We start from the raw sequence: 12,679 nt of genomic DNA, 5'->3' as shown, positions 1-12,679 counted from the left end.
GGTGGGATGTCATGCTGAGTGTCCGACCATGGCCCTCTTTCGAAACGACCCCGTGTCGCCGGAGGGCCGGAAGAAGGTGGCAGATGACCTGGGCTAGGCATTCCAGTCGTCCCGACCCCGCTGAAGACCAGAGCCGCATGGCCGGTGTGCGAGCGGAGGAAGAAGTCCGCCTCACGCTGCAGAACGGCCGAGCCGCTCGAACCGTCGCAGGGCATGCTTCGGACGCCCTCGACTGTGCTGAACTGCTGGCGATGCTCGGGCTCGAGGGAGTCCAGAAGAAGCACGCTCAGCGCATCTGACCCCCGATCCGGGTGGTCAGTTCGGCCGCGGTCAGACGGACCTCCTCGGCGAGGTCCGGCCAAGTCTCCTCGCACCCCTCGGCTCCCGGGCAGAGGTGGCGGAGGGTCACGCTGATCGCGGCCATCGGCCGGCCGCCGTGGTCGAAGACCGGGCAGGCCACCGAGGCGAATCCTTCGGTGACGTGTCCGTCTTCGACCGCCCAGCCGAGCCTGCCCTCCGCGTTCAGCGTCCGGCGCAGCTCGGCGAGGGTGCGCGGGCCGCGACCGGTGCGCAGGACGAAAGCCGACGCGTTCGGGAAGAGCGCGCGGACATGCGGCGACGGCAGATGCCGCAGTATCGCCCTGCCCGACGCCGTGAGCTGGCCCGGCAGTCGGACGCCGACCTCGGTCACCAGCGTTTCCGGGCGGGTGGGGCGCTCTTTGACCAGGTAGAGCGACTCGTTGCCGTGAAGCACGCCCAGATGCGCGGTGTGGCCGACGCGGTCGGCGAGTTTGCGCAGCAGCGGGAGGGCGAGCCGCTCCAGCGGGTCGTGCCGCAGGTAGGCCGAGCCGAGTTCGAACGCGGCGATGCCGAGGCCGTAGCGGCGCTCGGCGGGTAAGTGTGTCACGAAACCGGCGGCCTCCAGTTCGGCGAGCAGGTGATACGTCGTCGAACGCGGGAGCCCGAGTTCGCGCGCGATCGCGGCCGCCGACACCGGGCCCGGACGCGCGGCGAGGGCGCGAAGGATGCCGAGGCCGCGGCGCAGAGCCGGGACCTCGCTGCTCTCACCCATGCCGACCTCCTGTTTCGCTTCGGCGGGGGAGCAAGGGACCTTTGCTACCACTTGTCTCAATGTCGAGAGAGCGGTAGTAAAGGTCCCTTGCTCTCTTTTCGCAGGTGGGAGCGGTGACTGTGTGGGTTTCGGGTCATCCAACGCACCAAAATCCACACGGTCGGTAGGCGCCGCTACGCGGAGTGCAGGGTGTGTGGAAATAGGGACACTCAACGTCTCTATTTCCACACACCCCTCCGCCGCGCGGTAGCAAAGGTCCCTTGCTCCCACCGTGCGTGTCTTGGATACCAGACACAACCACTGGTTGGGGCCGCCCACCAGCGGGCATGGCGTTGTCCAATGGGGCTATGCCGGAAACCGTACTTCTGGGCTCCGAACCGCTTCGGCCCGAACAGGTCGTCGCGGTCGCCCGTGACCACTCGCCCGTCGCGGTCAGCGAAGCGGCCGAGAAGAACCTCGCCGCGACGCGCCAGCACATCGACAACCTCGCGCACGCCGAGACGCCGACGTACGGCGTTTCGACGGGCTTCGGGGCGCTCGCGACCAGGCACATCCCGCTCGAGAGTCGCACCGCGCTTCAGCGGTCGCTGATCCGGTCGCACGCGGCCGGCGCGGGCCCGGTCGTCGAGACCGAGGTCGTGCGCGCGCTGATGTTGCTGCGTCTGCGCACCCTCGCCAGCGGGTACACCGGCATCCGGCCGCAGACCGCGCAAGCGCTTGCGGCCCTGCTCAACGCCGGGATCACCCCGCTCGTTCACGAGTACGGCTCCCTCGGCTGCTCCGGTGACCTCGCGCCTCTCGCCGCTGTCGCGCTCGCGCTGATGGGCGAGGGCGAAGTCGAGTACAACGGCGAAGTTGTCCAGGCGGGCGTAGCGCTGAAGCACGCTGGCATCGAGCCTGTCGTTCTCGCGGAGAAGGAGGGCCTCGCCCTTACGAACGGGACCGACGGCATGCTCGGCATGCTCCTGCTCGCCGCGGCCGACCTGCGCAAGCTGCTCGACACCGCCGACATCACCGCGGCGATGAGCGTCGAAGCGCTCCTCGGCACCGACAGCGCCTTCGCGGCCGATCTCCAGGCGCTGCGTCCGCACCCCGGGCAAGCAAGGAGCGCGCTCCGCATGTGGACGGCGCTCCAGGACTCGAAGATCGTCGAGAGTCACCGCGGCCCCGACTGCAACCGCGTCCAGGACGCGTACTCCCTCCGCTGCGCGCCCCAGGTGCACGGCGGCGCCCGCGACAGTCTCACGCACGCCGAACTCGTCGCGGAGCGTGAGCTTCAGTCCGCCGTCGACAACCCGGTCGTGTTGTCCGACGGCCGCGTCGAGTCGAACGGAAACTTCCACGGCGCCCCGGTCGCGTACGTGCTCGACTTCCTCGCCATCCCGCTCGCGGACGTCGCGAGCATCGCCGAGCGCCGCACGGACCGCATGCTCGACAAGGCCCGCTCGCACGGCCTGCCGCCGTTCCTCGCCTTCGACCCCGGCGTCGATTCCGGCCACATGATCGCCCAGTACACGCAGGCGGCCGTGGTCAGCGAACTCAAGCGGCTCGCGGTGCCGGCATCGGTCGACTCGATCCCCAGCAGCGCCATGCAGGAGGACCACGTCTCCATGGGCTGGTCCGCCGCGCGCAAGCTGCGCAAGGCCGTCGAGGGCCTCAACACCGTCCTCGCCATCGAACTGCTCACCGCCGCGCGCGCTCTCGACATGCGCGCGCCCCTGGTCCCGTCGCCGGTCACCGGCCGGGTCCGGGATCTCGTCCGCACCAAGGTCGAGGGCCCCGGCCCCGATCGTCATCTGGCGCCGGAGATCGCCGCCGCCGAAGAACTCGTCGCGTCGGGTGCCGTCCTCGCCGCGGCCCAACTGGAGGTCTGAGCCCATGACCCGCACGGTCCGTGCCGCCCGAGGCACCACGCTCACCGCGAAGAACTGGCAGACCGAAGCCGCGCTGCGGATGTTCCACAACAACCTCGACCCCGAGGTCGCCGAGCGCCCGGAGGACCTGGTCGTCTACGGCGGCACCGGCAAGGCCGCCCGCAACTGGGCCAGCTTCGACGCGATCACCCACGAGCTGACCAGCTTGGAGCAGGACGAGACGCTGCTCGTCCAGTCCGGCAAGCCGGTCGGCGTGTTCCGCACGCACGAATGGGCGCCGCGCGTGCTCATCGCGAACTCCAACCTCGTCGGTGACTGGGCGACGTGGCCCGAATTCCGCCGCCTGGAAGCCCAGGGCCTGACCATGTACGGCCAGATGACCGCGGGATCCTGGATCTACATCGGCACGCAGGGAATCCTGCAGGGCACGTACGAGACCTTCGCCGCCGTCGCCAAGAAGCGGTTCGGAGGCAGCCTCAAGGGCACGCTCACCGTCACCGCCGGCCTCGGGGGCATGGGCGGCGCGCAGCCGTTGGCCGTCACGATGAACGACGGCGTCGCGCTCGTCATCGAATGCGACCCGCAGCGCGCCCACCGCCGCGTCGAGACGCGCTACCTCGACGAGGTCGCCGACGACCTCGACGACGCGATCCGCCGGGTGGAGGCCGCGAAGAAGGAGAAGCGCGCGCTGTCCGTCGGGGTGGTCGGCAATGCCGCCGAGGTGCTGCCCGAACTGCTGCGCCGCGGCGTCGAGGTCGACATCGTCACCGACCAGACCTCCGCGCACGACCCGCTTTCCTATCTGCCCAAGGGCGTCGGCGTCGACGAGTGGCAGGACTACGCGGACAAGAAGCCCGACGAGTTCACCGAACGCGCCCGCGAGTCGATGGCGGAGCACGTCGAGGCGATGCTCGGCTTCCTCGACAAGGGCGCCGAGGTCTTCGACTACGGCAACTCCCTCCGTGGTGAGGCGAAACTCGGCGGCTGCGAGCGCGCGTTCGACTTCCCGGGGTTCGTGCCCGCATACATCCGTCCGCTGTTCTGCGAGGGCAACGGCCCGTTCCGCTGGGCGGCGCTGTCCGGCGACCCGGAGGACATCGCGGCGACCGACCGCGCGATGCTGGAACTGTTCCCGGAGAACGAATCCCTCGCGCGCTGGATCCGGCTGGCCGGTGAACGCGTCGCCTTCCAGGGGCTTCCGTCGCGGATCTGCTGGCTCGGCTACGGCGAACGGCACCTCGCGGGCCTGCGGTTCAACGAAATGGTCGCCAGCGGTGAGCTCAAGGCCCCGGTCGTCATCGGCCGTGACCACCTCGACTCGGGCAGCGTCGCCTCGCCGTACCGCGAGACCGAGGGCATGGCCGACGGTTCCGACGCGATCGCCGACTGGCCGCTGCTGAACGCGCTGGTCAACACCTCGTCGGGTGCCAGCTGGGTGTCGATCCACCACGGCGGCGGCGTCGGCATGGGCCGCTCCATCCACGCGGGCCAGGTCAGCGTGGCCGACGGAACCCCGCTGGCCGCGCAGAAACTCGAGCGCGTGCTCACCAACGACCCTGGCATGGGCGTCATCCGGCACGTCGACGCCGGGTACGACCGCGCCGCGGACGTCGCCGACGAGCGCGGCGTGCGCGTGCCGATGCGGGACGCCGAGTGACCGCGTCCTCGCTGCTGGAGGAGATCTCGGACGTCGGCCGCGACCCGAAGCGCGGCGGCTACTCCCGCCACGCCTTCGACGCGGCCGAAACCGAGCTGCGCGGGTGGTTCGTCGAGCGTGCCGGGCGGCTGGGGCTGGGCGTCGAGACCGACCGGAACGGCAACATCTGGGCCTGGTGGGGCACCCCCGGCCCGGACGCGGTCGTCACCGGCAGCCATCTCGACTCGGTGCCGGGCGGGGGTGCCTTCGACGGCCCGCTCGGCGTCGCGAGCGCGCTCGACGCGGTGGAGATCTTGCAGGCCAAGGGATTCCGCCCCGCGAAGCCGTTCGCCGTCGTGGTCTTCGCCGAGGAGGAGGGCGGCCGATTCGGCGTGCCCTGCCTCGGCTCGCGGCTGCTGACCGGGACCATCGACGCGGACAAGGCGCGCGGCTTGCGCGACCCGGACGGCGTCACGTTCGCCGAAGCCGCGGCGAAATCCGGCCTCGACCCCGATCGGATCGGGAAGGACTCCGAGCGGCTCGGGTTGATCGGGCGGTTCCTGGAACTGCATGTCGAGCAGGGACGCGGGCTGATCGACCTCGGCTCGCCAGTCGCCGTCGGCAACACCGTGATCGCGCACGGCCGGTGGCGATTCTCCTTCCAGGGGCAGGGAAACCATGCCGGTGCGACGCTGATCGGAGACCGTCGTGACCCGATGATCCCGGCGGCGGAGACCGTGCTCGCCGTACGGAAACTGGCGAGGGCGACCGCCGACGCGAGGGCGACCGTCGGCAGGCTCGTGCCGACTCCTGGCGGGACCAACGTCATCGCGTCCACTGTGGACCTTTGGCTCGACGCTCGTGTGCCGGGTACGGCTACGCCCGAGCTGGTCGCCGAGATCGCGAAGCTGGCCGAAGAGGCGGCCGCGCAGGAAGGATGTCGTGTCGAGGTCAGCAGGGAGTCGTACTCCGACGACGTGATCTTCGACGACGCGTTGCGCCGCGACCTGGGAACCTGGCTGGGCGGGCCGCCGGAACTACCGACCGGCGCCGGGCACGACGCCGCGATCCTCGCCGGGTTCGTCCCGTCCGGGATGCTCTACGTGCGCAATCCCACCGGCATCAGCCATTCGCCGGAGGAGTTCTCCGAGGCGGCGGACGTCGACCACGGTGCCCGCGCGCTCGCGGACGTTCTGGAGAAACTGTCGACATGACGACATATTGGTGCGAGCGTGCGTGGCTGCCGGACGGGATCGCCGATGCCGTCCGGATCGAGGTCGACGGCGGGAAGATCACCTCCGTGACGGCGAACGCGCCTCGCGAAGGCACCGTCCTCAATGGACTCACCCTGCCGGGGTTCGCCAACGGGCACTCGCACGCGTTCCACCGGGCGCTGCGTGGCCGTACGCATCACGATCGCGGGACCTTCTGGACGTGGCGCGAGCGGATGTACTCGCTCGCGTCCCGGCTCGATCCGGATTCGTACTATCGCCTGGCGCGTGGGGTTTACGCGGAGATGGTGCTGGCCGGGTACACGAGCGTCGGCGAGTTCCACTACCTGCACCACGCGCCGGGCGGAAAGCCTTACGCCGAACCGAACGCGATGGGTGAGGCGCTGCGGCAAGCGGCCAGGGACGCCGGGATCCGGCTGACGTTGCTCGACACCTGTTACCTCGCGGGTGGTATCGGTGTGGAGCCCGACGAGGTGCAGCAGCGGTTCTCCGACGGATCCGCCGGGAAGTGGGCGCAACGAGTCGGCGAATTGCGGGAGGACGAGACGTTCCGGGTAGGTGGTGCGATCCATTCCGTGCGTGCCGTACCTGAGGATCAACTGTCCGAAGTGGATCGTGGAACCGGGCCGCTGCACATCCATCTTTCCGAGCAGCGGGCTGAGAACGAGCAGTGCCTGGCGGCTTACGGCCGGACGCCGGCTGGGTTGCTCCACGACCGCGGAGTGCTCGGCGAGCGGCTCACCGCGGTGCACGCGACGCACCTGACCCCGGGCGACATCAAATGGCTCGGCGAGGCGGAGAGCCGCGCCTGCTTCTGCCCGACGACCGAACGCGATCTCGGCGACGGGATCGGCCCCGCGCGGACGCTGCTGGACGCGGGGGTGCGGCTGTCGCTCGGCAGCGACAGCAACGCGGTCGTCGACGCGTTCGAGGAGACCAGGGCGCTGGAACTGAACGAGCGGCTCGCCAGCGAGAAGCGCGGCCGGTTCACCGCGGAGGAACTGCTCGCGGCGGCCACGGATCACGGCGCGGTCGGCTGGGACGAGGTCGGCGTGCTGGCTCCGGGCGCGGGCGCGGATCTGGTGACGGTCGGCCTCGGTTCGGTGCGGACCGCGGGGATCGAGCCGTCCGGAGTGGCCTTCGCCGCTTCTGGCGCCGACGTCCGGGACGTCGTCGTCGCCGGGCGGGAGATCGTCCGCGATGGCGTGCATCAGCTGATCGACCGGCCGGAAACGGTCTTGGCCAAGGAGATCGAGGCATTGTGGCAGTCCTGATCACGGGAATCGGCGAGCTCACCACGAACGACGCCGAGTTGGGGAAGCTGCACGACGCGGCCGTCGTCGTCGAGGGCGAAACGATCGCCTGGGTCGGCGCGGCCGCGGACGCGCCCGGCGCGGACGAGTGGGTCGACGTCGAGGGCCGCGCGGTGCTGCCCGGCTGGGTGGACAGTCACACGCACCTGGTCTTCGCCGGGGACCGGACGGCCGAGTTCGAGGCGCGGATGGCCGGTAAGGCGTACAGCGCCGGAGGGATCGCGGTCACCGTCGACGCGACGCGGTCGGCTTCCGACGAGCAGCTGGCGGCGAATCTGCGGCGGCACGTCGGCGAAGCGGCAAGGCAGGGTACGACCTGTCTGGAAACGAAGACCGGCTACGGGCTCAACGTCGAGGACGAGGCGCGTTCGGCGCGGATCGCCGCCGAGGTGGCGGACGAGGTGACGTTCCTCGGCGCGCATCTGGTGCCGCCGGGCGCGGACGCGGAGTCCTATGTGGACTTGGTCTGCGGTGACATGCTCGACGCCGTCGCGCCGCTCGTGCGGTGGGCGGACGTGTTCTGCGAGACCGGCGCGTTCGACGAGGCGCAGTCCGGCCGGGTGCTGAAGGCGGCGCGGGAGCGCGGGCTCGGGCTGCGGGTGCACGGGAACCAGCTGGGGGAGGGGCCGGGCGTGCGGCTAGCCGTCGAGCTGGGGGCGGCGAGTGTCGACCACTGCACGTACCTGAGCGAAGCGGACGTCGAGGCTCTCGCGGCTTCGGACACCGTCGCGACCTTGCTGCCGGCGTGCGACCTGTCGACCCGGCAGCCGCTGGCGCCGGCGCGGCGGCTCCTGGACGCGGGGGCGACGGTGGCGCTGGCCAGCAACGCGAACCCGGGGAGCTCGTACACGACGTCGATGGCGTTCTGTGTGACGACCGCGGTACTGCAGATGCGGATGACGATCGACGAGGCGGTATGGGCGGCGACGGCGGGCGGGGCTCGCGCGTTGCGGCGTGACGATGTGGGCTTCGTGCGGCCGGGGGCGCGCGCCGACCTTCACGTGCTGGAGGCGCCCTCGACGACGCACCTCGCGTACCGGCCGGGGGTGCCGCTGACGGCCGCTGTGTGGCGGCGCGGGGAGCGTCTGACCAGCGGTTTCGCCGCAAAGTGGTAGCAAAGGTCCCTTGCTCCCCCGCGGCGGTCAGGAGGCTTGGTCGAGGGTCTCCTGAACGCGCTCACGCAGGGCGGGCGGGAGTTCGCCGAGCAGATGGGACCACTGCTCGACCCGCTTCTGGCTGAGGTGGGTGAGCAGGTCGAGCACCGGCGCCCACAGGTCCTCGTCGGCGGCCGCGACCTGCAGAAGGCCGCGGAACCGGGTCTCGGAGAGCAGCCCGAGGACGTGATCGATCCGGCTCTTGTCGTCGAGGACGAACGCGATCCGGATCAGCGCGTCGTCGCCGATGACGGCCAGCGCCCGGCGCACCGTCGGATCGGGAAGGTGGCCGACGAACCGGCCGACGGTGATCCAGTCCTCACGGCGCACCAGCTCGCCCGCGACCGCGACCACGGTGTCGAGCGGGATCCGGGCGATGATCGCGCTCGCGCGGCGCGGGTCCAGCTCGGCCGCGACGTCGGCCAGGAACGGCGTCCTCAGCCGCTTCGCGACGTCGACGCCCCGGGAGACGTCGACCAGCCCGGCGATCCGCGCGCACAGAAGCGGGCCGAAGACCTTCTCGGCGATCTTCGCGAGGATCGGGCTCGGGACGAGCTTGCTCGCCATCGCCATCCGCTCGAGGGCGGCGAGGTTGGCGTCGAACAGCGTGTCCGTGACCTGCTCGCGGAACGTCTGGAGCTCGGCGGCGTCCACGCGCTCCAGGTACGAAAGCCGCTCCGGGGTGGTGCCGAGGACACGGGCGAGTTTGAGGATCTCCGCCTGCGCGGCGAAGTTTTCGGTGGTCACAGGCCCACCACCTTGCGTACGGCGCCGCGCAGAAGCGCGGGTACGTACCTCAGGCCCTCTTCACCCGCTTCGGCCAAGGCCTTGGCCTGTCGGTGACGCGCGTCGCGCAGCGCGTCGGAGAGGTCTTGCTTCTCGGTGTCGGCCAGGGCTTCGATGCCTGCCGGGACAGGACCGCCTAGCTGACCGGTGAGTGTGCGCTCGGCCATGGTCGATCATCATGCCTCATCGACCGGGGGAAGCAGGGGACCTTTACTTTCGTCCATGGCGGACCGCTCGTCACGGCTTGTAGCGTCCTGTCGTGTGAAGGATCCTGAGGAACCCGTGCGGCGCGGGCGGCGGCTGGTCATGGACGTCGCCCTGTGGCTCGGGCTCTGCGGCTGGGTGGTCATCGACGCCGGATCCAGCACGAGACATTGGGAGCTGCTCTTCGGGCTCACCACGACCACGGCGGCGATCGCGGTGTCGCGCCGGTATCCGCTCGTCTCCCTCGCCATCGCGATGTTCGCCGCTTTCGTCGTCATGGGCAGCTTCGGCGGCCGGGTGCCGATCTGGGAGGGGTTCGTCCTCGTCGCGGTGGGTTACCTCGCCGGCTACCGGCGGCCGGTCGCGAAGCCGATGCTGCGCGTGTTCGCCGTCGTTTCCGTGATCGCGGTCCCCGTGGCGCTGGTGTGGAGCAAGGACGGGTTCGCGTCCTGGGGAGCGCTGCTCGGCGTCCTGGTCTTCGCGGGCGTGACACCCTGGCTGCTGGGCAGGTACATCCGGCAGCGCGAGGACATGGCCCGCGACGGCTGGCGGCGCGCCGAGGAGATGGAGAGCCGTCAGCGGCTCGTCGCCGACCGCGCGCGGCTGCGCGAACGGACGAGGATCGCCAGCGACATGCACGACTCCCTGGGTCACGAGCTGAGCCTGATCGCGGTGCGCGCGGCGGCGCTGGAAGTCGCGGGCGGGCTCGACGAGCAGCAGCGGCGGGCGGCGGGCGAGTTGCGGCAGAGCGCCGCGACGGCGACCGAACGGCTGCGCGAGATCATCGGGGTCCTGCGCGAGGACGACGCGCCGACCGAACCGGTGCACGAGAGCATCGACGAACTGCTCGACCGCACCAGGGCCTCAGGCGTGCTGATCGAGTCCTCTGTGGACGCACCGCTCGACGGCGAACCGCAGATGGTCGACCGCGCCGCGTATCGCGTGGTCCAGGAATCGGTCACGAACGTGGTGAAACACGCGCCGGGGGCGGCCGTCACCGTCCGGGTGACGCGGTCGGCGGGACGGACGGACGTCGTGGTCACCAACACGGCGCCGCCGGCGGGGCCGTTGCCGGGCCGGGCTTCGGGCAGGCGCGGGCTGATCGGCCTGCGCGAGCGGGTCCGGCTGGTCGGCGGGACCCTGCGGGCAGGCCCGCACGACGGCGGATTCGAGGTCGGCGCGACCCTGCCGCACGACGCCGCGCCGTCGGAGGAATCGCCGGAGAGCCAGGCGGCGATGGACGCCGAGGTGGGGCAGTCGACGTCGGCAAGGGAACTCGAACGTGCGCGCCGGGACGTGCGGCGCAGCCTGATCCAGGCGATCGTCGTGCCGATCGGGCTGTTCGGCCTGGTGGTCGGGATCAGCGGTGCGGTGTTCCTCGTCCAGTGGTACCGCTCCGAACTCCCCGGCGGCGACTACGACCGCATCCGGATCGGCCAGACGCGCGCCGAGATCGCGTCCCTCCTGCCCGACGGTCAACGGATCGCGCGGCCGCGGGCGGTGGAGCCGCCGGTTCCCGCGGGGGCGACCTGCGAGTACTACGGCACCGAGCGGAGCGTGTTCAACTTGAACTACGAGGCCTACCGGTTGTGCTTCGCCGAGGGGAAACTCGTGGCGAAGCACGTGATCAGTGAAGACGAGCAAAGGGGGGACCCGGATGATCCGGGTGGTGCTGGCCGATGACGAGGCGATGATCCGCGCCGGCGTGTCGGCGATCCTGGCCGCGGACGCCGGGATCGAGGTGGTCGCGGAAGCCGAGGACGGCCGCGCCGCCGTCGAGCAGGCCCGCGCGACCAGGCCGGACGTCGTGCTCCTCGACATCCGGATGCCGGTCATGGACGGGCTCAAGGCGGCCGAGGAGATCCGCCGGTTGCTGCCCGAGGTGGGCGTGATCATGTTGACCACGTTCGGCGAGGACGCCTACATCGAACGCGCGCTCGGCCTCGGCGCGAGTGGCTTCCTGCTGAAATCCGGCGACCCCCGTGAACTGCTCGGCGGGATCCACGCGGTCGCGGGTGGCGCGGCGTTCCTTTCGCCGAAGGTCGCGCAGCGCGTCATCGCCCGCTTCTCCGGCAATCAGGTCTCCCGCGCCGAAGAGGCGAAGGCGCTGATCGGCAAACTGACCCCGCGTGAGCAGGAAGTGCTGGCGCTGCTCGGTTCGGGACTGTCCAATGCGGACATCGCCGCGAAGCTGTTCGTGGTCGAGGGCACGGTGAAGGCCTACGTCAGCACCATCCTCGGCCGGCTCGGCGCGCGGAACCGGGTGCAGGCCGCCATCACCGCGTACGAGGCGGGGCTGGTCGGCGGGGGACAGGCGGAGTCCAGCCGCTGACGCCGGCGCCGATACGGGCGGTGAGCGCTCCGGGGAGGAGCCGGAACACGCCGTTGCGGACGGCCACGGCGAGCGGGTTGCGCAGCTGTGGGCCGATCTTTCCGGCCTGGACCGACGCTTTGACCACTGATTGGCTGCGCGGGCGGCGCTGCTCGTCGTAACTCTTCAGCGCCGCGTCGACGTCCTCGGTGGTGCTGAGTGCGGCGGCGAGGACGACGGCGTCTTCGATCGCCTGGCAGCCGCCCTGGCCGAGGAACGGCGGCATCGCGTGGGCCGCGTCGCCGAGGAGCGCGACACGCCCTTCGACGTAGGTGGGCAGGTGAGCGCCGAGCAGGTAGAGATCGTGGTGGAGCAGCGTCTCGGGCGTGGTCGCGTCGATGAGCTCGGGAATCGGTTCGTGCCAGCCGCCGAAGCGGTTTCGCAGATACGACTTCGGGTCCTCGTGCCGGACGCCCGGTTCGGCTACGTAACCCGCCCACCAGTAGACGCGGCCGTCGTGCAGCGGGATGACGCCGATCTCGGCTCCGTCGTCCCAGCTCGTGCTGAGTTCTGTCGGGTGAGGGAGGGTGGTCACGGCACGAAAGGCCGTGCTGCCGCTGTAGACCGGTTCGGGATGGTGTGGCCAGAGTTGCTTGCGGGCCATGCTGTGGATGCCGTCCGCGGCGACGATGACGTCGGCGTCGAGATCGTCGAGGCTCATGACCTCCACGCCGGTGCGGACACAGCCTTCGGGCAGGGCGTCGCGGAGCGCGCCGATGAGATCCGCGCGGTGGATGGCGGCGAGCGGGCGGCCGTGGTGGCGGCGGAACGCCTCGGCGTCCCAACGGGTGATGCGGCGGCCGTCGCGGTCGTGGAGTCCGCCGGAGGATTGTTCTTGTTGCCGGGCAAGGCGGACGCCCAATGTCTCCAGTGAGCGCAGGGCGTTCGGCCACAGGGAGATGCCCGCGCCGACGGCGGTGAGCTCCGGCGCCTGTTCGAGGACGGTGACCTCCCAGCCGATGCCGTGCAGCCCGATAGCGGCGCTCAGTCCGCCGATTCCCCCGCCGATCACGATCGCTTTGCGCATGTCGACCTCC

General features: G+C 70.7%; 12 protein-coding genes. 8 read left to right on the top strand and 4 right to left on the bottom strand.

Annotation, left to right across the window (positions count from 1 at the left end; translation table 11 throughout):
- Positions 1-83 precede the first annotated feature (83 nt).
- Positions 84-299 (top strand): hypothetical protein, encoded by a 216-nt coding sequence (locus NQK81_RS16580; RefSeq protein ID WP_125680489.1) that lies wholly within the window; start codon positions 84-86, stop codon positions 297-299.
- Here NQK81_RS16580 and NQK81_RS16575 read toward each other — a convergent pair.
- On the bottom strand, positions 287-1,072 hold the full coding sequence (locus NQK81_RS16575; protein WP_125680490.1) for an IclR family transcriptional regulator: 786 nt from the start codon (positions 1,070-1,072) through the stop codon (positions 287-289). The genes NQK81_RS16580 and NQK81_RS16575 overlap by 13 nt on opposite strands.
- Positions 1,073-1,419: 347 nt before the next feature.
- Here NQK81_RS16575 and hutH point away from each other — a divergent pair, with 347 nt between their 5' ends.
- The 5 genes from hutH to hutI are packed head-to-tail and all read left to right on the top strand — an operon-like array spanning position 1,420 to position 8,242.
- Complete coding sequence (hutH, locus tag NQK81_RS16570) at positions 1,420-2,946, top strand: histidine ammonia-lyase (RefSeq protein ID WP_257488927.1); 1,527 nt, start codon at positions 1,420-1,422, stop codon at positions 2,944-2,946.
- Positions 2,947-2,950: 4 nt separating this feature from the next.
- Positions 2,951-4,603, top strand: coding sequence for a urocanate hydratase (gene hutU, locus NQK81_RS16565; RefSeq protein WP_257488926.1), 1,653 nt, complete (start codon positions 2,951-2,953; stop codon positions 4,601-4,603).
- On the top strand, positions 4,600-5,796 hold the full coding sequence (locus NQK81_RS16560) for an allantoate amidohydrolase (protein WP_257488925.1): 1,197 nt from the start codon (positions 4,600-4,602) through the stop codon (positions 5,794-5,796). The genes hutU and NQK81_RS16560 overlap by 4 nt, the downstream gene beginning before the upstream one ends.
- A complete protein-coding gene (locus NQK81_RS16555) occupies positions 5,793-7,088 on the top strand; it encodes a formimidoylglutamate deiminase (RefSeq protein ID WP_257488924.1) in 1,296 nt (431 codons plus the stop codon). Before NQK81_RS16560 ends, NQK81_RS16555 begins: the two co-directional genes overlap by 4 nt.
- Positions 7,076-8,242 carry an imidazolonepropionase gene (gene hutI, locus NQK81_RS16550; protein ID WP_257488923.1) on the top strand — a complete coding sequence of 389 codons (1,167 nt, stop codon included), beginning with the start codon at positions 7,076-7,078 and terminating at the stop codon, positions 8,240-8,242. The genes NQK81_RS16555 and hutI overlap by 13 nt, the downstream gene beginning before the upstream one ends.
- A 27-nt stretch (positions 8,243-8,269) precedes the next feature.
- Here the strand turns inward: hutI and NQK81_RS16545 are convergent, their stop codons facing one another.
- The gene (locus NQK81_RS16545) at positions 8,270-9,028 is read right to left on the bottom strand and encodes a hypothetical protein (protein ID WP_257488922.1); all 759 of its coding nucleotides are present in this window, start codon (positions 9,026-9,028) and stop codon (positions 8,270-8,272) included.
- Entirely contained in the window at positions 9,025-9,234 is a 210-nt protein-coding gene (locus tag NQK81_RS16540; RefSeq protein WP_257488921.1) for a hypothetical protein, read from the bottom strand. Before NQK81_RS16540 ends, NQK81_RS16545 begins: the two co-directional genes overlap by 4 nt.
- Positions 9,235-9,349: 115 nt before the next feature.
- On the opposite strand from NQK81_RS16540, the gene NQK81_RS16535 reads away from it, so the two are divergent.
- Both NQK81_RS16535 and NQK81_RS16530 read left to right on the top strand, forming a co-directional pair.
- Positions 9,350-10,954: a histidine kinase gene (locus tag NQK81_RS16535; protein ID WP_257489771.1), complete on the top strand. Its 1,605-nt coding sequence runs from the start codon at positions 9,350-9,352 to the stop codon at positions 10,952-10,954.
- Positions 10,929-11,603 carry a response regulator transcription factor gene (locus NQK81_RS16530; protein WP_126737116.1) on the top strand — a complete coding sequence of 225 codons (675 nt, stop codon included), beginning with the start codon at positions 10,929-10,931 and terminating at the stop codon, positions 11,601-11,603. Before NQK81_RS16535 ends, NQK81_RS16530 begins: the two co-directional genes overlap by 26 nt.
- Here the strand turns inward: NQK81_RS16530 and NQK81_RS16525 are convergent.
- Positions 11,548-12,669, bottom strand: coding sequence for an FAD-dependent monooxygenase (locus NQK81_RS16525; protein ID WP_257488920.1), 1,122 nt, complete (start codon positions 12,667-12,669; stop codon positions 11,548-11,550). The two genes, NQK81_RS16530 and NQK81_RS16525, sit on opposite strands and share 56 nt — an antisense overlap.
- Positions 12,670-12,679 lie beyond the last annotated feature (10 nt).

Source organism: Amycolatopsis roodepoortensis, assembly GCF_024628825.1.
In the GTDB taxonomy this organism is placed as follows: Bacteria; Actinomycetota; Actinomycetes; order Mycobacteriales; family Pseudonocardiaceae; genus Amycolatopsis; species Amycolatopsis roodepoortensis.
The sequence above is the reverse complement of the archived record's forward strand: the minus strand, read 5'-3'. Positions and strand labels throughout refer to the sequence as shown.